Genomic DNA, 23,855 nt, shown 5'->3' with positions numbered 1-23,855 from the left:
TGATGCATGTATCAAGGCAATTCAAGTTATGGATTTAGACACAAAAAAGGCCAACCAAAATAATGGTTGACCTTATCGGAATAAAATTTGAATTGATTAGTTGTTATGCGACGAAAGGGTTTTGATAGGGACAAATCTTCTTTGATCGTTCCTGTTATCTCCTCTTTGGTCATTACGCTGATCGTTTTTTTGATTGCTACCCTGGTTCCTTACGACCGGCCCCCGGCTGTGCTGAACCGGCGATGATCTTTGGAAGGTCCGTTGCTGATGAGCTGCCGGCGCATTCATTGAAAAAGGATGTTCTGCAATTACCGGCACAGTTTTGCCGATAAGCTTATTTATATCACGGAGAAATTCTCTTTCTTCCGCATCACAGAATGAGATAGCGATACCATTGGCGCCCGCTCTACCGGTCCGGCCTATGCGATGCACATATGTTTCTGGTATGTTCGGAAGATCGAAATTGATAACGTGTGACAGATTATCGACATCAATACCTCTTGCGGCGATATCAGTTGCAACCAGCACCCGGGTTTGACGGGTCTTGAAATTGTGAAGCGCCCTTTGCCTGGCATTTTGACTCTTATTACCGTGGATGGCTTCCGCTGTGATCCCGGCTCTTGAAAGATCCTTCTGTACCTTATCAGCACCATGTTTGGTGCGGGTAAATACAAGAGCAGTTTCAATTGCCTGATCCTGCAACAGGTGATTCAGCAGTGACTTTTTATCGCCCTTACCAACATAGTACAATGATTGGGTGATGGTTTGTGCCGTAGATGATACTGGTGTAACCTCGACCTTTGCCGGGTTAGACAAAATAGTATCAGCAAGTTTCTGGATCTCAGCAGGCATAGTTGCAGAAAAAAACAGGGTCTGACGTTTGGCAGGAATTTTTGTGATGATCCTTTTAACGTCATGCACAAAGCCCATGTCAAGCATACGATCAGCTTCATCAAGTACAAATATCTCGAGTGAACGGAGGTCTATAAAACCCTGGTTCATCAGATCGAGTAAACGGCCTGGTGTCGCTACCAGGATGTCAACACCCCTGCGTAATGCATTGGTCTGGGCATTCTGAGGCACTCCGCCAAAAATAACCAGCTGGTTCAGGCCCGTGTAAATTCCGTAATTGCGCAGGCTCTCTTCAATCTGAATAGCGAGCTCTCTTGTTGGAGTAAGGATCAGCGCACGGATCTTTTTCTGTAACGGATTTACGGGTTTCGAATCTGATAACAGCTGTAGTATAGGCATTGCAAACGCTGCCGTTTTACCGGTACCGGTTTGCGCACATCCTAATAAATCTCTGCCTTGTAATACGATGGGAATAGATTGCTGCTGAATAGGTGTAGGGGTTAAATAACCTTCTTTTTTGACGGCCCTTAATATAGGCTCGCTCAAACTTAATTGTTCAAATAACAAATCAAATAGTTTAAATGCGTATCGTGCGCCACTAAGCTAAGCTTATGAACCACATGGCTGATACTAAAAAATGTGCTCGTGGTTAAAACGTTTATTAAACACCACCGCTTGCTAATCAAGGGCTTATCTGGTTACGTGGGAGGAATAAACCGATAAGCCAACAGATAGAGAGGAAATGAGTTTTGCAAATCTAGGGCTTTTATATGACTTTTTGTGTTAAAAGCAGGCTGTTTCATTTTGGCACAGTCCTTGGAACATCGTACAAACCCATCCCGCCGTAACATTTTTTTTTGATGTGCGGACCTGTCTGCCTTCAGCTTAGATTAATCACATAAAAATTCGAACATGAAACAAATGAGATTAGGAGTTACTGCGCTTACCATTGCTGTCGCAGGGTTGTTTGCTTTTAAGGGAGTTGAAAATGGTTCTATAAAAGGCAAGGTGTCTCCTGCAGAAGGAGCAAGCAGAGCATGGGCACTGTCAAGTTCAGATACTTTACAGACAGAAGTTAAAGATGGTGCTTATGAAATTAAGGATGCCAAAGCCGGTGTTTACCGTGTTATCATTGAAGCCAAACCACCTTATAAAAATGCAGCCAAAGATAACGTGACTGTTACTGAAGGACAGGCAGCTGATGCAGGCGAAATCAAACTGGAGCAATAACCAGTTGTTGAAATAGCGTTTTAGTAAAATTAAGTTTTAGTCGCGCCATCCCGCAAATGCCGGATGGCGCTTTTTTTAACGGCACAAAAAAAGCCCTCCCGCACGTGCGGGAAGGCAGTTATGAAATTCAGTTGATGATCAATAGGGATAATAATGAATGCGGAGTTGGTTATGTTAAACCAACATTCTCAATGGCTCTTCAAGCAGTCCCTGGAGTGTCTGCAAAAATGCAGCACCCGTTGCGCCGTCAACAACGCGGTGATCACAACTAAGGGTTACCTTCATGATGTTTCCCGGTACCACAGCACCATTTTTTACTATTGGAACCTGGCTGATAGCGCCCACTGCGAGTATACAAGCATCCGGTGGATTGATGATTGCGGTGAACTCATCAATTCCAAACATGCCCAGATTTGAAATGGTAAAGGTATTTCCCTCCCAGTCAGCAGGCTGAAGCTTTTTATCCTTCGCTTTCTGAGCGAATTCCTTCACTTCCGCACCGATCTGTGACAACGACTTCGTATCAGCAAAACGAACTACGGGTACAAGTAAACCTTCTTCCACAGCTACTGCGACACCGATGTTGACATGATGATTGTATCTTATCTTATCACCCAGCCAGCTGCTGTTGACTTTTGGATGTTGTTTTAACGCCACTGCGCATGCCTTCAACACCATATCATTGAATGATATCTTAACCTTTGCTACTTCATTAATTTTCTTCCTGCTTTCAACCGCTGCGTCCATGTTGATAGACATAGTAAGGTAAAAATGTGGCGCAGAGAATTTGCTTTCCGCAAGTCTCTTTGCAATGACCTTACGCATCTGGGAAACCGGAACTTCATCAAAACTAACCTGTCCGGCGGGAGCTGATGGAGCAGGTTTAGCTGTGGCAGCCGGTGCAGCAGTTTCTTTAGCTGCCGGTTGTGCGCCTGGTTTGAAATTGTCGATGTCGGCTTTTATGATCCTGCCGTTATCCCCGCTTCCTGCAATGGTGGTGATATCAATTCCCTTTTCAGCAGCAAGTTTTTTTGCAAGGGGTGAGGCCTTTACGCGTCCGTTTTCCAGTGAAGGATTAGGTGCAGCTGCGGCTCCTGCGGAAGCCTGGGCGTTCGATACTGATCCTGTTTGTTGGTTCTCCGCTTTTGCTTCGGCGGCCGGTTGTGCCGCGGCGCCTTCGCCGCCGGCTGCAGATCCGCCTTTAGCAGCGGCCACGATCTTGTTCACATCAACTTTTCCTTCTTCACCTATGATGCAGAGCAAGGCGTTTACAGGCACTTTGTCTCCCTTTTCAGCTCCTATATATAATAACTTACCTGTTTTATAACTTTCAAGTTCCATGGTAGCTTTGTCTGTCTCCACATCTGCAAGCAGATCTCCTTTCTTCACATCGTCACCCACTTTTTTGTGCCAGGCGGCAATCACGCCTTCCGTCATCGTATCGCTGAGCCTGGGCATCAGGATCACTTCCTGCATAGTCGAAAGGTCCATTTTTTCGCCACCTGACTGTGCGGGCGCTGCCTTTTGTTCTGTTTGTACCGCTTCGGCCGGCTTTGCAGTCTCCGTCGCCTTAGTTTCTTTGGCCTCGGGCTTAGCACCGTTTGCAGCTCCTCCGCCACCAAGCAGCGACTGAATGTCCTCGCCCGGTGCACCAATAATAGCAAGCAGATCGTTTACCTGTAATTTGTTGCCCTTGTCGGCGCCAATATGAAGCAAAGTTCCGTCTTTGTAACTTTCAAGTTCCATAGTGGCCTTATCAGTCTCCACTTCAGCAAGCAAATCGCCCTTTTTTACCGTGTCACCAACTTTCTTATGCCAGGCCGCAATCACACCTTCGGTCATGGTATCACTAAGTCGGGGCATTAATATCGTTTCCGCCATAATCGGTATTGTATTTTTAAATTGTTCTGTATCAGATTGAACGTCGAAATTAAGGCAAATTGAGGAAATCAGCATAAGCTTTGAAATGTTGGCTTTTTTTCGTTTTTTGAGAGGCCGAACCCTATAAATTCTTATTCATGATTTCTCCCTCAGTGGCTTATCCGCCCTCGCCCTCTGAAGTGCGGGGTATTGTAAAAGAAACTTCCGTACGTTTTAAAAGGGAAGTAGGAAAGGTCCTGACTTCGATAATCCTGTTTTTCATAGTCTATATTTTGTTGATCTGTGCCGCGGTGGCGCTTGCCGCCCTGACCGTATACGGTGGAATTGCATTGATAATCGCAGCGCCAAAATTTCTGACACTGATGATTGGCCTGGGCCTGATTGGTCTCGGGATTATGGTCTTGTTTTTCCTGGTCAAATTCATATTCGCCGTCACGAAATATGATCATTCCAACAGCATTGAGATAAAAGAAGAGGAACAACCGGTGTTATTTGCCTTCATTCGCAAGCTCAGTGAGGAAACCCATACAAGTTTCCCCAAAAAAATATTCATCTCCCCGGAAGTAAATGCCTGTGTGTTTTATGATAGCAGCTTTTGGAGCATGATGCTTCCGGTCAAAAAAAATCTCCAGATAGGACTCGGCCTGGTAAACGTGCTTACGGTTAGCGAGTTCAAAGCGGTCGTGGCGCATGAATTCGGCCATTTCTCGCAGAGAAGTATGAAACTTGGAAGTTTTGTTTACAATGTGAACAAGGTGATATATAATATGCTGTATCATAACAGCGGTTATGGGAATACGTTGAATGTCTGGGCAAATATTCATGGCCTCTTCGCCATTTTTGCCGCACTCACCGTGCGAATTGTCCGTTGTATCCAGTGGGTACTTCAGCAGATGTATGCGCTGATCAATAAAAATTACATGGGCCTTTCAAGAGAGATGGAATTTCACGCCGATGCTGTTGCAGCGGGTGTAAGTGGCAGTGACAGCCTCATCACCGCGCTGCGCAGGCTTGACCTGGCAGATGCAAGCTATAATATGGTATTGAGTAAATACGGTGAATTTTTTAAAGAGAAACTGGTAGCGAATAATATGTACCAGGATCATCAGACCGTGATGCACCTGATAGCAAAGGAACACCGGCTTGAAATCAAGGACAACATAGCTGTGATCAATGACAGTTTCCTGCGCGACCAGGTTCAGAACCGGGTGAACTTCAAAGATCAGTGGGCCTCACATCCGCCGGTTTCAGAAAGGACAAAACAACTGGCAAAACTCAATATCGTGGCCGAGCAAAATCATGGCTCTGCCTGGTCCCTGTTCACAGATCGTCATCTGATCCAACAGGAGCTGACCAAAAAAATCTATGATGGGGTGCCAATACCGGAAGAGGCAACCATTGTGGATGCGGCGACGTTTCAAACTAAATATTTACGCGACCAGGAAGCTTACCGCCTGCCATCTGTGTTTAATGGTTTTTTTGATGACCGCGAAATTTCGGTATTCAATGTCGGTGAAATCACAAGCCGGAAAAACACAATCCATTCCTTTGCTGAATGGTCGCAGTTATTCGATAACGATAATTTATCATTACCTAAGAAAATAGCAGGCCTTAAATCGGATATCGCGATCCTTGAAAATATATGCCTGGGTAACATCAGGGTAAACAGCTTCGATTTCGATGGCCGTAAATACAAGGCGAGGGAATCGGCTGAAATCAAAACAAAGCTGACTGAAGAACTGAAAACAGCAGAGGATAAACTGTCAGATCTTGATAAACAAATGCTCCGTTGCTTTTATGAGTTTGCTTTACAACATTGTGAACAGGCGGCCGCTGACTGCGAAGATCAACTCCGCAAATACGATTTGCTCAGGTATGAAGCGACTGCTTTCCTGAACCAGGTAAACGGGACCATAGAATTGATTGCACCTTTTTACAGTGATGAAAATCTCACGCATGAGATGGTGAATGGCATAGTCACAGAATTAAAATCTGTGAAAGAGCCCGCATTCAAAAATGCACTTGGCCAATGGCTTCAGGTTTGCGACTTTTCAGAGAATCCATCGCTCAAGCAAAAAGCTCAGTCATTCATTGAAAAGGATTACCATTATTTCATTGATAATTCTTTTATGAATAATGAGCTTGAAGAATACAATTTCTTACTAAGAGAGATCTGGGTTGTTGTGAGTAACCATAAATTCCAGCACTTCAAAAAACTCCTTAACGACAGTATTACATTTATGCCGGGCGTGGAAACTCAATAATCCAGTTCAAGTTTCAGCCTGTCTTTCATCTCCCTGATGATAGGATAATGTTCTACTATCTGAAGGAATTGCTCTTTTTTATTCAGCGTTTTTTCTACCTGGATATGGTGCACGGGGATCTCAGAAACACTGATAGAATAATTCAGTGAGCGATTATTAAATTTTTCCTGCAGAAACTCTGATAAGAATCTGCGTTCCTGCTCGATGAACCGATGCTCAAGGTTGTTGTTGCTCAATACCTCGAAAGAATTATCTGAAGTGATGGTAAGCCTGGCAAGGTCAAAGCTCTGAACAGCCGGATTTTTCTTTTCACGGAGAATGTTTGTATATCCTTCCCAGTGTTGTTTCAACAGTTCGTCACTTAAAGGAATGGGACGATTGCTTTCTGCTTCATTCTGGTTGCCTGAAAATTTCTGCCGTATATGTTCAAGCGATCCGATCTTCGTCGCCCTGGATGATTTCTTTATAGGGGCCTGTGGTGCGGCTTCGACTATCTTAGCAGCTGGCGCCGTTCGTTCCCCGGTACCTGGTTTTTCAGTATCCTCAATTAACAGTTTGGATGTGTGTTGGTCCTCCTTCGGCTTTGTTTTCGGGCCATTGGTTTTGTTGCCGGTTACAGGCACAGCTTCCATCATCGGCAACTGCCTGAATGAAACCGGCTTTGCTGTTTCAACTAATTTTTTTTTTGAGATGCCCTGGCTGTCATTTGACAGAACGATTGCCTGGTTCAGATAGCTGAGCCTGATGATTGCAAGTTCAACATGTAACCTTTTGTTTCGGGCCGCCTTATATTGAATTTCGGCTTCATTCAATACATTCAGCGCGCTCACCAGCCAGGCGATGCTCATCTTTTTTGCCGTGGAAATATATTTGTCTTTGAAACTTTCAACAACTTCAAGCAAAGAAGCTACTTTCTCATCTTTGCACACAAGCAAGTTGCGTATGAACTCCGCAAATCCATTCATCACCATATCACCTTCGAATCCTTTACGGTTAATATCATCATAAAGAAGGAGTGCCGCAGCCAGATCCTGTTGTTCCATGCTGTCGATAAGCCTGAAATAATAATCTGCATCGAGTATGTTCAGGTGCTCAAGCGTGTTCTGATAGGTAAGTTCACCATTGGTAAAGCTGACGATCTTATCCATGATACTAAGCGCATCACGCATACATCCTTCACTTTTCTGTGCAATTACCTGCAGCCCCGCTTTTTCCGCTTTTATCGTCTCTTTCTGGCAGATCTCTTCGAGGTGATCTACCGTATCGTTAATGGTAATTCTTTTAAAATCAAAAATCTGGCAACGGCTGAGAATGGTTGGAAGAATCTTATGTTTCTCAGTGGTCGCGAGAATAAATATTGCATAAGGTGGCGGCTCTTCCAGCGTCTTCAGAAATGCATTGAAAGCTGAGGAGCTAAGCATATGAACCTCATCAATGATATACACTTTGTATTTACCAGCCTGGGGTGGGAACCTCACCTGTTCAACAAGGCTCCTGATATCATCAACCGAATTATTACTGGCCGCATCAAGTTCGTGGATATTGAGTGAAGTGCCTTCATTGAATGAAACGCATGAATGACAGGTATTACACGCTTCTCCGGAGGGTGTTGCATTTTCGCAATTGATCGTTTTTGCAAGTATCCGCGCGCAGGTTGTTTTTCCAACGCCCCTTGGACCGCAAAACAGAAACGCGTGCGCAAGCTGCTGGTTTTTTATCGCATTTTTTAAGGTTGTGGTGATGTGCGCCTGGCCTACCACTGTGTCAAATGTCTGGGGACGGTATTTGCGCGCCGATACAATAAATTTATCCATGTCTTTTCTCCTGATGATGCAAATTTAATCAATTCCTGACTGATGCCTGTCGAAACGGGCAGCGAGTTTCCCAGATTCGGTTCACAATTGCCGGGATCACAAAATCGGGTGCCGGTGATATTCCCTCGAACGGTCAAATATATAACGGTAGGTAGTTAATCTTCTGCTTAAAAACGTTCCGAGGCTTTGAGCAATATTGATCATCTTAGGGTTGAAGTCACCAATCCATTGAATTTCATAATCTTCATACATGTCCCTTGGCTGAATCACTTTGGCTCCTTCAACAATCATGTACGAGTCCACTCCCTTGCCCTGGAATTCAGGTACAACACCAAAAGCCACGCCAGTAAACCGAGTGCATTTTTTTGTGGCTTTTATCCAAAGAAATTTCAGCTTGGCGAGCGGGCCGAATTTTCCATTGAGGTATTTAAACCACTGGTTTAAGTCAGGTATGTTTATCCAGATGGCGATCGGCTCATCGCGGTAGTAAGTGAACCACACGACTTCTTCGTCCATGATGGGTTTCATTTCGAGGAACATTTTGTGAACGATCTCTTTCCGCATTTCTTTCAGACCACCATGACCTGACCAGGCTTTATTGTAGACTGTTGTAAAGTCCTTCGCAAATTTCTCCAGCTGATCCTTACGGATATGAACAGCCTTATAGCCGGGATCGGCAGCAATTGCGGCATGACGCTCAAAGAATTTTTTTGAAAGCTGATCCTTTACTTTCATGGCAAAACACTCCTGGTTAAAAAACACTTTAAAACCATAGGTTTCAAAAAGACGTTGATAATAAGGTGGATTATAGTTCATGCCATACATCGGCGAATTAAATCCTTTCACAAGAAGTCCCCACCAGCGGTCACGTTCACCAAAATTTATTGGTCCGTCCATTGCTTCCGCACCTTTTTGGCTTAACCATTCTTTGGCGGTATTGAACAGTTTGTCTGCCGCTTCCTGGTTGTCAATGCAGTCAAAAAAGCCGATGCCGCCAACGGTCATGTTGTCGTTTTTGTTCTTGTATCGTTTATTCATGAAAGCGGCGATACGACCAATCCTTTTTCCTTTATCATCCCGCAGGATCCAACGGATAACTTCACCGTGCCGGAAGGTTTTGTTTTTTGCCGGATCGAAGACGAGGTTAATGTCTTTGTCGAGCGGCCGGATATATTCGGGGTTGCCGCGGTTAATTTCTACGTTGACCAGTAAGAAATCCCGGTTACTTTTTTTATCTGATACTTCAGTAAGCTGCATGCTGTTTTTGATTCAGGCTATTTAATAAACGAAGGGTGCCTCAGCGGGCACCCTGTCGCAAAATAATAAATACAAGGAGTTTAATTCAATTTATTTTCAGGTGCATCTGATTTAAGATGTTTGTCAAGAAATTTTAAGATTTCACCATATCCTTTTATCTCATTCTCTTTTTTCATGAAACCATGTCCCTCATCCGGAAAAATAACATACTCCACCGGTACACCATTTTTCTTTACTGCAGCAACCACTTCATCGCTTTCAATTTTCAAAACCCTGGGATCGTTGGCACCCTGCAAAACCATAAGTGGTTTTGTGATCTGATCTGCGTGGAGCAAAGGTGAGTATTGTTTAAGCCTTACCGTATCTGCGGTGTTAGGATCTCCAATCTCTTCATACAGCGCTTTTTTAAATGACTCCCAATAAGGTGGTACCTCCTTGAGCGTTCTCAGCCAGTTTGCCACGCCGAAAAGATCAACGCCCACTTTAAACTCGTCAGGATGAAAACTAAGGGCGGCGAGGGTCATGTAACCACCATAAGAACCGCCCATGATCCCAATCTTAGATGAATCGATATAAGGGAGCGATGCAAGATACTTTTTACCCCAGATACAATCCTTAAGGTCCTTGTCGCCGTGGTTGCGGTTGTCCATCTTAAAAAATGATTTGCCATAACCACTGCTTCCGCGGTTGTTGACTGCAAGTATTGCATAGCCGTGATTCACGAGGTATTGAATCAGCGGGTTGAAACCTGACCTCGACTGGCCACCCGGGCCACCATGTACCAGAACAATCGCAGGAACTTTTGCATCTTTCGAAGCCTGGTGGGGTTTGTAATAAATGGCAGGTATATCCAATCCGTCAAACGATTTATACCTAACCACCTCGGCTGATACGAGATCATCAGGTTTTATCCCGGGGTTCAGTGTATTCGTGACCTTTTTGAGGTCTTTGGTGGAAAAATCGTAAACATAGATATCGCTGGTAGATTTGCTGCTACCAACACTCAGGCGCATCTTATTTTCACTTCTCGAGAACCGGACCCCGAGTATGTCACCGCCCTCGATCTTCGGAACTTCAACCGGCTTGCCGGTCTGGTGATCGAAGATGTAGATCTTATTGGCCCCGTCTTCATTCACACCGATCACCCGGTATTTCTCGTTGAAGGAAAGGGTGAGATACATCACGTCCCAGTTTGTTTCATATACCTTTTCTTTCTTCCCACTTGCAATATCATATCGAGCGAGATATTGGAACTCACTGCCCTCGTCCGTGAGATAATAAAGGCTTTTGTTGTCTTTCGAAAACTGCATGGGGATATAAACTCCTTCGGCGGTGTCGCTATTTAGTTTTGTGATCTTTTTGGTAGATCTGTCTACCAGGAACATATTGTTGGCCGACGTAGTAATGTTCTGAACCTGGACCAGGAAGTTTTCGTCGTCAGAGATTGCCGCGAAGTCGAAGCCATTATCGTTTTTGTAGATCATTTCGGGTTTCCAACCGGAAGTATCCATTTTGTACAGATCAAAAAACTTAGGATCCCGGACATTACTGATGTAGTAAAAAGCATTCTCATTACGGGTCCAGCTTATGAACTGGGCTTTCTCTTTCTCGCCGGGGGTCAGATCTTTAACGGCGCCGGTTGTGGTCTGCAAAAAAATATGTTCGTTCTCATTGCCTCCTTTATCAGAAACATATAAAAAGTTATCCGAACCCGGCAGGTATTCCTGCCCGAAAATGGATTCTTTTGAAGAATTCGTCAGGGCCTTTTTCACCCCTGAGACCAGGTCAACTTCGAATGCATTGTAAATACCACTTTCATTACTCGTATACATCAGTTTCTTTTCATCTGGTGAAAAGACCCCTCCGTTAACATTGTTGCTTTTATAAAATTGTTCAATGGTATAGGCGGCGACTTGCTTCGGCTCGTCTTTTTCTGTTTTCCCCGCTGAATCCGTGCAACCGCTCAGAATGACACAAGGGATAACAAAAGCCAGGATGATTTTCGTCATTATTGTTTAGGTTTAGGTAAAGTTCGAAGATTTTTTGAGGTGTTTTTACTGTTGACCCCGGGATTCGGCCGGACTCAATGGTCAAAAGCCATCTTTCAGAAAGATCGTGAAAAAAGTGCGCAAACTGAGCTGCAAATACTAAAAGTGGGAAAATTGTAAGCTACAGCGGCAAACCATCTGTACACTGGTGGCCATTGTCCCCAAGTTCGGTCGGGCTGGTTGTGGTCCTTTCACGAGAGTCCAGAAAAATAAAAGAGAGGGACCACAACAGTCCCTCCCGGACATAAAGGATGAACACCAGACTAATACTATAAACGAGATTTGCGGGCGGGGGGTTTGCTCGGATAATTATTTAACATCTGCAAAAAGCCCTAAAATATCCTGCGGAATTTCGGATTTTGGTTAGGCTCGCTTACCTTTGCAGCCGAAAACAAAAAGGTTAATTATTGATATTGTTTAAGATATTGACTATCAATAGTTAAAGATCACCCATCAACACCGGATCAAATAAATCTTACATATGCCAAACGTTGGTAAAATTAAGCAAATCATTGGCGCAGTAGTAGACGTTCAGTTTGAAGGAAAACTTCCTGAAATCTATAATGCGTTGGAATTAAAACGTTCGACTGGGGAGACTCTTGTTCTTGAGGCTCAGCAGCACCTTGGGGAAGACAGCGTTCGCTGTATCGCCATGGATGGAACAGAAGGCCTGGTTCGTGGGATGGAAGTCATAGATACCGGTTCGGCAATCACAATGCCCATCGGCGAAGGAATTAAGGGACGTTTGTTTAATGTGACCGGTGATCCGATCGATGGATTGCCAGCGATCTCAAAGGTTGGCGGTCGTCCGATTCACTCCAAGCCACCGGCATTTGAAAACCTCAGCACTGCAACCGAGGTTTTGTATACGGGTATCAAAGTTATTGACCTGATTGAGCCTTACGCTAAAGGTGGTAAGATTGGTTTGCTGGGAGGTGCGGGTGTTGGTAAAACAGTACTTATCCAGGAGCTTATTAATAATATTGCGAAAGCTTATAGTGGTGTTTCCGTATTTGCTGGTGTGGGAGAAAGAACCAGGGAAGGAAATGACCTGATGCGTGAAATGATCGAAGCCGGTATCATGAACTACGGCGACGAATTCAAACACAGCATGGAAAGTGGCGGATGGGACCTGAACAAGGTTAATATTAATGACCTGAAGGAATCCAAGGCGACTTTCGTATTCGGACAAATGAATGAACCGCCCGGTGCGCGTGCAAGAGTTGCATTAAGTGGATTGACCATTGCAGAATACTATCGTGATGGTGATGGCCAGGGTAAAGGTCGTGATATCCTTTTCTTCGTTGACAACATCTTCCGTTTCACACAGGCGGGTTCGGAGGTTTCGGCACTGCTGGGACGTATGCCATCTGCGGTGGGATACCAGCCTACACTGGCTACGGAAATGGGCCTGATGCAGGAAAGAATTACTTCAACTAAAAACGGTTCTATTACCTCAGTTCAGGCGGTTTATGTTCCTGCGGATGATCTTACCGATCCGGCGCCGGCAACTACGTTTGCTCACATGGATGCCACAACGGTACTGTCTAGAAAAATTGCGGATCTGGGTATTTATCCTGCGGTGGATCCTTTGGACTCCGCCAGTCGTATCCTTACCCCGTTGATTGTAGGTGATGCGCATTACAATTGCGCTGACCGTGTTAAACTGATACTTCAGCGTTATAAGGAATTGCAGGATATCATCGCGATCCTTGGTCTGGATGAGTTGAGTGATGAAGATAAACTTACTGTATCACGTGCAAGAAGGGTTCAGCGTTTCCTTTCTCAGCCTTTCCATGTTGCTGAACAATTTACTGGTCTTAAAGGTGTGTTGGTTCCGATCGAAGAAACTATCCGTGGATTCAATATGATCATCGATGGAGAAGTTGATGAGTATCCTGAAGCGGCATTCAACCTTGTCGGAACAATAGATGATGCTATCGAGAAAGGTAAGAAAATGCTTGCCCAGGCACAGGGATAATATTTCGTCAGCGAAAACTCAAACGACCAATAATGAATTTAGAAATACTGACGCCGGAGCGAAAGCTGTTTAGTGGTGATGTATACGGGGTTCAGCTTCCAGGCGTGGAAGGTTCCTTCGAAGTCCTCGAGAGACATGCTCCGCTGGTAGCTGCTCTTAAATCAGGTAAGGTAAAGGTGCTCAAAGACAAATCGTTTTCGCCCCTCGCGTTTTTCGATATCCAGAGTGGATTTGTGGAAGTGTTGCATAATAAGGTAACTATCCTCGTTGAGGGCGCACGCGCACTGGACACGGTTTAACGCAGATTCACCCTGGGACTATAACTCAGAAGTTTAATTTACATCAAATATAACCCCGGTTTCGCCGGGGTTTTTTGTGATGTATATGGCCGTCAAACGGTCATTCTATTGATAACTCTATCCGGCCGTTCCTGTTTTTAATTCGTCTTTAATCTTCTTGTTAGTAACCTGTTAAGCTTCGAATGCACATACAACCTCCCGCTCTTGTATTACGTTTATGGTCCAGATACAAACATCAATCAACTATGAAAAGATATAAGTTGCCATTAGCAGTGTTGTTACTTACGACGCTGGCCTTTGCCGGCTGTAGCAAGGACCCTTTAAGGGATATGACAGAAGAGGAGAGCCGCATCTATGTCACAAACCGCGACTCCTCCATTAATTTCAGTGCATTCAACACCTTCAGCATCTCGGATTCAGTAACCGTGATCAGCAATAACAGGCTTGAAGGAAAGGTTTCAACAGATATAGATCTGTTACTGGTAAATGCCGTAAGAAAGGAAATGACAGAGAGGGGTTTCAGAGAAGTAGCCCGTACAGCGAATCCCGATCTTGGTATCAATGTAAGCCGGATCTATAATTCTTCAACCGGGGTGATCAGCTACCCTGATTACTGGGGTGGATACTATGATTATTATGATCCTTTTTATTGGGGTTACCCTGGTTTTGGGTACAATTTTCCAAGGTCTTATGGTGTATATGAAATAACCGAAGGTGCATTATCGGTTGATATCCTTAATATCAAGGGTGCAAACGAATCAAAGACGATCAATGGTATCTGGAATGGATTAGTAAGAGGTACTGGTGTATTTGAGGGTCGGAACGCAGGTTCTAATATCAAGGCGCTGTTCGACCAGTCTCCCTATATCAGTTCAAACTAAGGTTTCAAGAGATTAATGAATAACACAAATAATCTAACGATGAAAAATATTAACAGACTTTGCCTGATGATAGGTGTGGTACTACTGTTTACCGTTTCCGACGCCACCGCGCAAAGAATGAAGCTGAATATTAATTACGGTGTGGGTCTTCCTGCATCATCAGACTTCAAAAATTATGTAAGCAACACCTCGTTCAGAGGGTGGAATGCAAACCTCCTGTATGAGGTTAATGACCAGATTTCTGTCGGTCTCGGGATTGGTATGCAAAGCTTTTATGAGCGCTATCCACGTGCGATTTACAAGACAACTGAAGGCAGCGACTTGTCGGCTGTTGTGACCAACACGGCTACAGCTATGCCGGTTTTATTGCAGGGACAGTTTAACCTCCTGCCCGAAGCGAAAGTCCAGCCTTATGTCGGGTTGGGCGTAGGAGCAAATTTTGGCACATATCGCCAGTATTTCGGTGAGTTCGCAGATAGCAGAACGAAGATCGGTTTTGCTGCGCGGCCTGAGGCAGGTGTTTATATTCCGGTAGGTAGGTATAGGGAGTCAAGTATTGTGGTGGGGGGTGCATATAATTATCTTCCTTTTAACCAGGGCAGCCTGAAGGATATGAACAACATCGGGTTCCATGCAGGTTTCAGATTTCCGTTGCGTTGACAGGATTAATAGTAATACACATACCTATAACAGGTAAAAAAATAAAAAGCCCGGGTGGAACAAAACAGCCCTGGTAAAATAAATAAACACAAATGGAAATTGTCAGTTGGATGGAGTACAGTTCGGCTTTGAAAGGTTAGCGGTAATGAATTTGAAACTGAAGGTGATTAATGACGGTGTGAAGTTGAAGTGAGATTGATGAAGGGCGATGTGAAGAGAATGGTGAAGTGAGGTTGAAGAATGGCGATGTGAAGAGAATGGTGATGTGAGGTTGAAGAATGGCGATGTGAAGAGAATGGTGATGTGAGGTTGAAGAAGGGCGATGTGAAGAGCATGGTAGTGTGAGATTGAAGAATGGCGATGTGAAGAGAATGGTGGTGTGAGGTTGAAGTGAAGTTAAAAAATTGTCAGTGTCAAACTGGTAAGAAGATCAGAAATGGCGGTCGAAATTAATGGGAAGGGCAAAACGTGAGTATTTGGATTTGTGCGGCCAGGGTGTGTATGTGAAAGACGTCAGCGTGAATGCTACCAGTCGGAAACTTGCAGATTATTGACGAAATGAAGGCGGTTTCAAACGTGTTTAAGGTTGAGGTTTGATTGTACAGGTAAGGTGAGAGGACAGTTGTGTGTTGTGCCCGTGATGTAATTCACGGGCTTTTTTAATTTAAGGTAGGATCAATCGGGAAGTTGGCCATCATTTCAAATTCGGTACCCAATAACTTCAGCGAATCCTTCCAGATATCTTCTGTGCGGGTATTAAATGCCAGCTTCCTGTTGGCTTCTGCTAACAGCCAGGATTTTTCCTTTAGCTCGCCGGTAAGTTGCCCGTTTCCCCACCCAGAGTATCCAATAAAAAAGCGAATCCTGTTCTTGTCAATTTCTCCGGAACGAATCAGGCCAATCGCAGTCTCGAAGTCTCCTCCCCAGCATATCCCGTCAAGAAGCTCAAGACTTCCGGGTATTTTTTCCGGGTATTGATGCAGGAAATGGATCGTGTCCATCTGGACAGGTCCCCCATAAAACACCGGCAAACTTAATTCGTTCATATCATTCATCAGCTCATCAAGTGTATGGTCAAACAACTTGTTGAGCACGAATCCAAAACTTCCCTCTTCCTGGTGATCGCAGAGGAGTACCACCGTGCGCATAAAGTTGGGATCTTTCAGAAACGGCTCCGCTATGAGTAGTATTCCTGGTCCTGGTTCAATCATATTCCTAAATTAATATAAAAACTTCAAAAGTGCTGTGAACTCCCTCGCGATTAGCAGCTACAAAACGCCGGGCCTAAATCGGTTTTCAGCTTCTTATGCTTTGGCAAACGAGCCCAAAGCAACGAGAATGTATTGGCGGAATCGTCATTATTCCTTTCCTGCAGACCGTCTATTAATCCGGTAACTTCACTCCAAAGGTCCCGTAACTCTTTTATTTTGGAGGAGTTGCAGGAAAGGCGTTACTTGTAAATCTTAGTTAAAACAAACGGGGAAGACTATCCGGAATAAGTGTTACAAAAGCCTTTGCTAAATTTGTTTGTATAAAACCCTACAGGTGAACCAATAACCAACTGCCGGCTGAAATTTTCTTTCAGCCAGTAAAAAACAGCCACTAAGTGAAAAAAGTTTTCCCGGTAATAATTGTACTGATCACCTTCTCTCTCATCGGAACAATCTATGTTCAGTATAGCTGGTTGAGAACTATGCTTGCAGGGAAACAAGAGGAGTTTAAAGCCAATATCAATGCTGCCATCTCGGAAACGGGTACTGAGTTGATGGAACAACGAAGTGCAGTTCCGGCTCTCAAGAGTTTCCGTTCAAAGCCTGGATTTAAATGGCCATCTGCCGAATTTAATATGGAGCTGATGCGCCCCCCAACGATATCCCAGAAATTTACCTGGTATGTTGTTGAAGAAAAGCTGAGAAGGAACCTCGAGAAGCATGGGCTGAAAAACCTGAAATTTGAATTTGCGATCGTAGCCGGCAATGCGTCATCAGTCCCTGAGCTGAAGTCTAAAGGCTTTATGAAGGAACTGGAAAAAAATGACTCACTCAACTCTCTCACCTTTGTATATCCTTTTCAACCACCACCTGGAAGTGACCTTGAAAATCTCGTGCAGGACGAGACAATGTTTGTACTTGTTCCGGATGTGAAATCCGTTGCCCTTAAACAAATACAGTGGATGATCCTCGGAGCCGGATTTTTTACGCTCATGATCATCGCGGCCTTTTATGTAACTGTGAGTGCCCTTTTGCGTCAGAAAAAGATGAGTGAGATTAAAAACGATTTCATCAATAACATGACGCACGAATTCAAAACGCCACTGGCAACTATTTCCCTTGCAGTTGATGCGCTGCGGAATCAGAAGGTAATTGATGACAAGGCCAAAATGGATTATTTCAGCGGAATCATCAAGGAGGAGAATAAGAGAATGAATAAACATGTGGAGACCATCCTGCAGGCTGCTTTGATGGACCGCCAGGAGGTACAGTTAAATAAGCAACCCATCCATGTGCATTCGATTATTAAACTGGTACTGGAAAACTATACCCTGCAACTTTCTGAAAAAAACGGCAAGGTTGAACTGCAGCTGAATGCCAAAAACGATCTGATTGAAGGCGATGAGGTCCATTTCAGGAACCTCATTTCAAACCTTATCGATAATGCCGTCAAATACAGCCGGGAAGACCTGCTCTTAAAAATCACTACCCACAGTACAGCAAAAAATATGGTCATCCGGTTTGAAGACAATGGCATTGGGATGAGTAAAGAAACTGTAAGAAAAATATTCGAAAAATTCTATCGTGCACATACAGGAAACCTGCACAACGTTAAAGGATTTGGGCTGGGCCTGAGTTATGTTAAAACCATCATCGATGCCCATCACGGTAAGATAAAAGTTGATAGCGTCCAGGGCAAAGGTTCCACTTTTACACTTGAGCTACCACTACAGAAAGTGCCAGCATAGATGAGATGTCCCATGCCTGACTATGGCCTCACAAGTTTGATTAGGGTTGATTGTTCGTATCCGCATCTTCCCGGAATATCAGGGTCCCATCTCCATAGCTTAGAAAACGAAAGTCGTGACTAAGCGCATAATCATAAATGGTTCGCCAATGTTTTCCCGCGAGCGCCGCAACCAGCAAAAGCAGTGTGGACTTTGGCTGATGAAAATTTGTCACCAGTGCCCGGGCCACCCTGAACCGGTAACCCGGTCCGATTAATAGCTGTGTTTTTGTTATCAGCCTGTCCATTTTCATGTCCAGCATCCAATTCGCCAGGGCGTTCAATGCTTCCGGAGAAGAAACCTCCGAACTGCCATTCTCAAAAGCAAACCATTGACTCACTGTAAGATCAGCCGGTGCGATGTGTGGGTTGGCTAATACCTTAATCCCCATCCAGTAAAGACTTTCTATTGTGCGGATTGAGGTTGTTCCAACCGCGGTAATATGCTGATCGCAAAAATCGGTTATACGTCTCAGTGAATCAAGATCTATATCAATCAATTCAGCATGCATTTCATGCTCCTCCATTCTGGAAGCTTTGACCGGCTTGAACGTACCGGCCCCGACATGCAAGGTCACAAAAGCCTGTTCTATCCCATTTTCTGTGAGCGAATTCATGATCCCGGGGGTGAAATGAAGTCCGGCAGTAGGTGCTGCAACCGAACCAGCTTCATCTGCATAAATTGTCTGGTATCTTTCAATGTCGTTCGTTTCAGCAGCTCGTTTTATATATGGGGGCAGAGGCATGCTGCCGGTTTGATGTAATATCTCCCCAAACGACAATTCATCGCTGTCCCAGCTGAAACGAATCACAAAGGCTTCGCTGGTCCGTGATACAAAAGTTGCGTTCAACAGGAGGGTGCGCTCACCGGCAATAAAGGATTTTTGTAATACCTGGCCGGGCTTCCATTTTGATGCTCCTCCAATCAGGCAGATCCAGCTTACTTCACGGGTAAGTGATAGCGCAACCTGCACCTGCCCGCATTCTGCAACCGGTTCCAGGCAGAAGATCTCGATCTTTCCACCACTTGGCTTTGAAAAGATCAGTCTCGCTTCAATCACCCGGCTATTGTTGAATACCATGAGTGATCCCGGGGGTATGTAGTGGGCGAGATTACGGTATATATCTTCTTTCAGGTTTCCCCTCCAAAAAATCAACAGTTTCGACAGATCTCTTTCGGGCAGGGGGCGGCCCGCAATTCTCCCGGGAGGTAAATCATAATTGTAATCTTCGATCGACAAATCTTTCATGAACACTCATTCAAATGAGCTGCGAATCTAGACAAAACCTGATTTCGAAATGTTGGCCGGAGACAGCTACCTGGGCTTAACAACACATTATGAGCGTGTTACAACTGTAATCCACAGGTTATCAACACTAAATGCACAGGATATTAACACAAAATCGGGCTGATTATTCACACGATTTCCATCAAATCCACAGGCTGGGCCACGCTTTGGACCACCCGGCAGCTGTGGATAAAATAAAACTGAACCCATTTTGTCTAAAAGTGGGAAAAAGTGTTATTTTGTGGTAATAATAAGTTCAGTCGACGTAAATCATTGTAAATAATGCAACTAATAGGAGAATTTGAGGTGACCCTTGACGCCAAGGGACGGTTTCTCCTACCGGCATTAATCAGGAAACAACTTCCTGAGGATTACGGCGGCGAATTTATAATGGCAAGAGGTGAAGGCAAATACCTTAACCTCTTCCCAAAGGCCAGCTGGTCAAACATGATGGAAAAAGATTTCGGTAAAGTTAATCAAATGAATAAAGACGGTGCCGACTATCTGAGGGCGATGATGAGGGGAGCGACACCTATGGAATTTGATTCAGCAGGCAGATTACTGGTACCGCCTGGACTGAAACAGCATGCTGGTCTCACTAAGGAAGTAGTGCTGCAATGTATAAAAGATCGTGTGGAGATCTGGGATAAACAACTGTTGGAAGAATGGGAGCGGGGAATGACTGAAGAGAGATTGCATTTGTTGTCAGAGAAAGTAAATGGGGGTCCACGATTAAGTTAGGCCGTTCGGCAAATTGAAAGTTAAGATATGGACAACAAGGAACAACCAGTTTACCATATACCAGTTCTTTTACAGGAATCAATTGAAGGGCTCAAAATAAAGCCGGATGGGATATATGTCGATTGCACATTTGGTGGAGGTGGACATAGTAAAGAGATCTTAAAACATCTTGATAACGACGGGAAGTTATTTGCATTTGACCAGGACGCCGATGCTAAACGGAATGTGCCGGATGATAAGCGGGTAATTTTTGTTCCACATAATTTCCGGCACCTCACCCGTTTTCTGCGGGTTAATAAGGTTTCAAAGGTTGATGGTATCCTCGCAGACCTGGGTGTAAGTAGTCACCAGTTTAACGAAGCTGACAGGGGATTTTCAACAAGGTTCGAAGGTGACTTCGATATGCGGATGAACAGGAACCAAAAGTTAACGGCGGCGGAAGTAGTGCAGACCTATACAGAACAACAGCTTCACAAGTTGTTTGAGCAATATGGCGAGGTGACTAATTCAAAAACACTGGCTAAGACAATAATACAGGTAAGGACTTCAGTATCGCTAAAAACCATAACTAACTTCAAAAATGCTGTTCAGCATGTCGTAAAGGGTAACCCGAACAAATATTTTGCGCAGGTTTTCCAGGCTTTGAGAATCGAGGTGAATGACGAGTTAGGAGCATTGAAAGAAATGCTTCTCCAGGTACCGGATCTGTTAAGGCCCGGGGGCCGGATCGCAGTAATAACGTTTCATTCTTTGGAAGACCGGTTGGTGAAAAACTTTTTCCGAAAGGGAGATTTTGAAGAGGATGAAGAAAACACCGATCCCTATGGTAGAACAGAAGGTAAGTCATCATTGACTATCATAACAAAAAAACCGATCGTTCCAAATGAAAAGGAACTAAAGGCAAATTCAAGATCACGCAGTGCTAAACTGAGGATTGCGGAAAAGAAAGATCAATAATAAAAAGAATCAATAATAAACAGGATCAATAACAAATAAGATCAATAACAAAACAAGATCAATAATAAATCAAGCACCAAACCGTATCCCGGATCAACCGGTACAAATAATGAAAGAAACTGGTACGATAGAACAGGAAGAAACATCAATTGACGGAGTGCCGTTTACTGAGGAGTCACCTGTGGCTGAAACAAAAAAAACAGCCCGGAAGAAAATCAGCAGGCCCGCATGGAAGCGTATGCTGAGCTACAGATGGATCATTCGCAATATTCCATATTTCCTGTTCCTGGCTGTACTCGCTGTTGTTTATATCTATAATGGTCATTTTGCAGATAAGACCATCAGGCAGATGACAAGGGTGAATCGCGAGCTTAAGGAGCTGCAATATGAATATAAAACGATGAAAAGCGAAGTGATGTTCAGGAGCAAACAATCTGAGCTTGCAAAAGCGGTAGCACCTTTCGGCCTCAAGGAATTATTACAACCACCGGTAATAATCGGTGATAGTTTACCTGTAAAAAAGTAAGGATAAAAACATAAAGAGTAAATAAAATCTTGGAAGTAAAGCGGGACATATTGTGGAGAGTTTACCTGTGTTTCATAGGGATCGTAGTGTTTAGTTTCGCTATCATCGGCCGTGCTATTTACATACAGCAGGCGCAGGGTGAATATTGGATAACCCAGGCTAATAAGCAACAACAACATTTTGTTGACATCGACGCACAGCGTGGTACGATATATAGTGAAGATGGAAGTATGCTAAGTACTTCCATTCCGTTTTTTGACATCTATATCGATTTTGGTGCTGAAGGTCTGCATGATAAAGAAGGCAAAAGATTCAAGGAAAATGTTGATTCACTTGCCTGGAGCCTCGCAGATTATTTCAAAGACAAATCTAAAAAAGAGTATAAGGCGCTGTTACAGGCTGGCTTCCGCAGAAAGGACAGGTATTTCCAGTTGAAAAGAAACCTCAGCTTCCAGCATTATAAAGCGATGCGCGAGTTTCCATTATTCAGGCAGGGCCGTAACCGGAGTGGCTTTATTGCAGAAGAAAAAGGGAAAAGATTAAATCCATTCGGATTGCTGGCCAATCGGACCATTGGTTTATCACGTGAATATGTTACCAGCGATGGTAAGATCAAAAATACAAATGTTGGCCTCGAGAAAACATATGATACACTGTTGAAAGGTGAAAGCGGCAAGCGTCTCGTTCGTTTTCTTGCAGGTGGGGTTTATGTACCGGTTGAAGGATCAGAGATTGAGGCAAAAAATGGTAAAGATGTTATTACTACCCTTGATGTGAACATACAGGACATCGCGGAAAATGCATTATTGAAAGTAATGGATTCAAACGATGCCCAAACCGGGACCTGTATAGTGATGGAAGTGAAAACTGGGAAGATCAAGGCAATTGCCAATCTTGGCCGTACTGCCGAAGGTAAATACTGGGAAGATCTGAATTATGCGATCCGGGCGTCGGAGCCAGGCTCAACTTTCAAACTGGCCACACTGCTGGCAGTGCTGGAAGACAAACATGCAACACTGAATACCAAGGTTGATCTGGAAGGAGGAAGCTGGAGAGTATTTTCAAGGACGGTTTATGACAGCGAACCACATAAGCCTCATGACGGAACATTGAAGGAAGCATTTGAATACAGTTCCAATGTTGGTATGGCAAAGATGGTCATGGCGCATTATGCAAAAACGCCGGAGAAATTTGTCAGTCATCTTCGCCGGCTCAGGTTCAACCAACCTTCGGGCATAGACCTGATAGGAGAAACAGCTCCTGTAGTGAAAACACCAAAATCAAGGACATGGAGCGCCACTTCACTTCCATGGATGAGCTTTGGATACGAGGTGTTGGTAAGCCCGCTGCAAACGCTGATGTTGTATAACGCTGTTGCCAACAACGGTAAAATGATGAAGCCATACCTGATCAATAAGATCAGCGAATCCGGTATTGTGGTCAAAGAAAACAGCCCGGAGGTTTTAGAAGAAAGCATATGCAGCCCTGAAACACTCAGGCAACTGCAGGAAGCCCTCGTGGGAGTTTGTGGTACGGAAGGAAAAGGAACAGGGTACAAACTTTTCAAGGGTGCTGGGTATACCGTAGCAGGAAAAACAGGAACCGCACTTGTTGCCAACGGAAACAGGGGTTATGCTGATCATATCTACCAGTCTTCGTTTGCCGGTTATTTTCCTGCAGACGATCCGCAGTATTCGTGCATCGTGGTTATCAAAAACAAACCGTTTGCAAAGGTTTATTATGGAGCCGCTGTTGCCGGTCCCGTGTTTAAAGAGGTTTCAGATAAATTGTTTGCTCTTAATGCCAACAAAAGAAAAAATAAAGCGGAGTATCTGCCTTCAAAGGACAGCAGTAACTATTATTTCGCCGGGGCTTCAACGGATATCAGGCAGGTTATGAACCATCTGCAGCTGCGTTATTCGGATTCAGTTTTAAATGGAGACTATGCAAGGGTATATGCAGTTGACTACAACCCTGTATTGAAGAAGAATGAAATCAGGAAGGCAATAATGCCCGATCTGCGGGGTATGGGATTAAGGGATGCGGTATACCTGCTTGAAAGTCTGCACTTAAAGGTGATGGCAAAGGGAAAAGGAAAAATCAAACAACAAAGCATAGATCCGGGCGCTGGAATTACAAAAAATCAAAAGGTAACATTGGAGCTTAATTAAAAGTCAG

Annotated in this window: 18 protein-coding genes; 11 read left to right on the top strand and 7 right to left on the bottom strand. The window is 44.2% G+C overall.

Going from position 1 to position 23,855, the window contains the following annotated elements; genetic code table 11:
• Nucleotides 1–96 precede the first annotated feature (96 nt).
• Complete coding sequence (locus tag ACX0G7_RS21110; protein ID WP_458925510.1) at nt 97–1,398, bottom strand: DEAD/DEAH box helicase; 1,302 nt, start codon at nt 1,396–1,398, stop codon at nt 97–99.
• A 366-nt stretch (nt 1,399–1,764) separates the two neighbouring features.
• Between ACX0G7_RS21110 and ACX0G7_RS21105 the strand changes: the two genes are divergently transcribed.
• Nucleotides 1,765–2,082 carry a peptidase associated/transthyretin-like domain-containing protein gene (locus ACX0G7_RS21105; RefSeq protein WP_458925509.1) on the top strand — a complete coding sequence of 106 codons (318 nt, stop codon included), beginning with the start codon at nt 1,765–1,767 and terminating at the stop codon, nt 2,080–2,082.
• A 174-nt stretch (nt 2,083–2,256) separates the two neighbouring features.
• On the opposite strand, the gene ACX0G7_RS21100 is transcribed toward ACX0G7_RS21105, so the two are convergent.
• A complete protein-coding gene (locus tag ACX0G7_RS21100; protein WP_458925508.1) occupies nt 2,257–3,963 on the bottom strand; it encodes a pyruvate dehydrogenase complex dihydrolipoamide acetyltransferase in 1,707 nt (568 codons plus the stop codon).
• A 137-nt stretch (nt 3,964–4,100) separates the two neighbouring features.
• On the opposite strand from ACX0G7_RS21100, the gene ACX0G7_RS21095 reads away from it, so the two are divergent.
• On the top strand, nt 4,101–6,227 hold the full coding sequence (locus ACX0G7_RS21095; RefSeq protein ID WP_458925507.1) for a M48 family metalloprotease: 2,127 nt from the start codon (nt 4,101–4,103) through the stop codon (nt 6,225–6,227).
• Here the strand turns inward: ACX0G7_RS21095 and ACX0G7_RS21090 are convergent.
• The 3 genes from ACX0G7_RS21090 to ACX0G7_RS21080 form a co-directional block, all read right to left on the bottom strand.
• Nucleotides 6,221–8,041, bottom strand: coding sequence for a DNA polymerase III subunit gamma/tau (locus ACX0G7_RS21090; protein ID WP_458925506.1), 1,821 nt, complete (start codon nt 8,039–8,041; stop codon nt 6,221–6,223). The genes ACX0G7_RS21095 and ACX0G7_RS21090 overlap by 7 nt on opposite strands.
• A 96-nt stretch (nt 8,042–8,137) precedes the next feature.
• Complete coding sequence (locus tag ACX0G7_RS21085) at nt 8,138–9,298, bottom strand: hypothetical protein (RefSeq protein WP_458925505.1); 1,161 nt, start codon at nt 9,296–9,298, stop codon at nt 8,138–8,140.
• A gap of 80 nt (nt 9,299–9,378) precedes the next feature.
• Entirely contained in the window at nt 9,379–11,307 is a 1,929-nt protein-coding gene (locus tag ACX0G7_RS21080) for a S9 family peptidase (protein ID WP_458925504.1), read from the bottom strand.
• A gap of 520 nt (nt 11,308–11,827) precedes the next feature.
• Between ACX0G7_RS21080 and atpD the strand changes: the two genes are divergently transcribed.
• From atpD to ACX0G7_RS21060, 4 genes are all read left to right on the top strand, one after another.
• Nucleotides 11,828–13,327 carry a F0F1 ATP synthase subunit beta gene (gene atpD, locus ACX0G7_RS21075; RefSeq protein ID WP_458925503.1) on the top strand — a complete coding sequence of 500 codons (1,500 nt, stop codon included), beginning with the start codon at nt 11,828–11,830 and terminating at the stop codon, nt 13,325–13,327.
• A gap of 32 nt (nt 13,328–13,359) precedes the next feature.
• Nucleotides 13,360–13,626 (top strand): ATP synthase F1 subunit epsilon, encoded by a 267-nt coding sequence (atpC, locus tag ACX0G7_RS21070; protein ID WP_458925502.1) that lies wholly within the window; start codon nt 13,360–13,362, stop codon nt 13,624–13,626.
• A gap of 245 nt (nt 13,627–13,871) precedes the next feature.
• Nucleotides 13,872–14,507, top strand: coding sequence for a DUF4136 domain-containing protein (locus ACX0G7_RS21065; protein ID WP_458925501.1), 636 nt, complete (start codon nt 13,872–13,874; stop codon nt 14,505–14,507).
• A gap of 39 nt (nt 14,508–14,546) precedes the next feature.
• On the top strand, nt 14,547–15,167 hold the full coding sequence (locus ACX0G7_RS21060; RefSeq protein WP_458925500.1) for an outer membrane beta-barrel protein: 621 nt from the start codon (nt 14,547–14,549) through the stop codon (nt 15,165–15,167).
• A 659-nt stretch (nt 15,168–15,826) separates the two neighbouring features.
• On the opposite strand, the gene ACX0G7_RS21055 is transcribed toward ACX0G7_RS21060, so the two are convergent.
• On the bottom strand, nt 15,827–16,378 hold the full coding sequence (locus tag ACX0G7_RS21055) for a YqgE/AlgH family protein (protein WP_458925499.1): 552 nt from the start codon (nt 16,376–16,378) through the stop codon (nt 15,827–15,829).
• Between the two features lie 395 nt (nt 16,379–16,773).
• On the opposite strand from ACX0G7_RS21055, the gene ACX0G7_RS21050 reads away from it, so the two are divergent.
• Nucleotides 16,774–18,126, top strand: a complete 1,353-nt coding sequence (locus ACX0G7_RS21050; RefSeq protein ID WP_458925498.1) for a sensor histidine kinase — start codon at nt 16,774–16,776, stop codon at nt 18,124–18,126.
• 40 nt (nt 18,127–18,166) lie between these two features.
• On the opposite strand, the gene ACX0G7_RS21045 is transcribed toward ACX0G7_RS21050, so the two are convergent.
• On the bottom strand, nt 18,167–19,414 hold the full coding sequence (locus tag ACX0G7_RS21045) for an S-adenosylmethionine:tRNA ribosyltransferase-isomerase (RefSeq protein ID WP_458925497.1): 1,248 nt from the start codon (nt 19,412–19,414) through the stop codon (nt 18,167–18,169).
• A 321-nt stretch (nt 19,415–19,735) separates the two neighbouring features.
• Here ACX0G7_RS21045 and ACX0G7_RS21040 point away from each other — a divergent pair, with 321 nt between their 5' ends.
• The 4 genes from ACX0G7_RS21040 (at nt 19,736) to ACX0G7_RS21025 (ending at nt 23,848) form a co-directional block, all read left to right on the top strand.
• Nucleotides 19,736–20,194 carry a division/cell wall cluster transcriptional repressor MraZ gene (locus ACX0G7_RS21040; protein ID WP_458925496.1) on the top strand — a complete coding sequence of 153 codons (459 nt, stop codon included), beginning with the start codon at nt 19,736–19,738 and terminating at the stop codon, nt 20,192–20,194.
• 27 nt (nt 20,195–20,221) lie between these two features.
• Nucleotides 20,222–21,151, top strand: coding sequence for a 16S rRNA (cytosine(1402)-N(4))-methyltransferase RsmH (gene rsmH, locus ACX0G7_RS21035; protein WP_458925495.1), 930 nt, complete (start codon nt 20,222–20,224; stop codon nt 21,149–21,151).
• Between the two features lie 109 nt (nt 21,152–21,260).
• The gene (locus ACX0G7_RS21030; protein WP_458925494.1) at nt 21,261–21,677 is read left to right on the top strand and encodes an FtsL-like putative cell division protein; all 417 of its coding nucleotides are present in this window, start codon (nt 21,261–21,263) and stop codon (nt 21,675–21,677) included.
• 29 nt (nt 21,678–21,706) lie between these two features.
• Nucleotides 21,707–23,848, top strand: a complete 2,142-nt coding sequence (locus tag ACX0G7_RS21025) for a penicillin-binding protein (protein ID WP_458925493.1) — start codon at nt 21,707–21,709, stop codon at nt 23,846–23,848.
• Nucleotides 23,849–23,855: the final 7 nt, after the last annotated feature.

The organism is Flavitalea antarctica, assembly GCF_054461535.1.
Note: the sequence above shows the minus strand (reverse complement) of the source record. Positions and strands in the feature narration are given on the sequence as shown.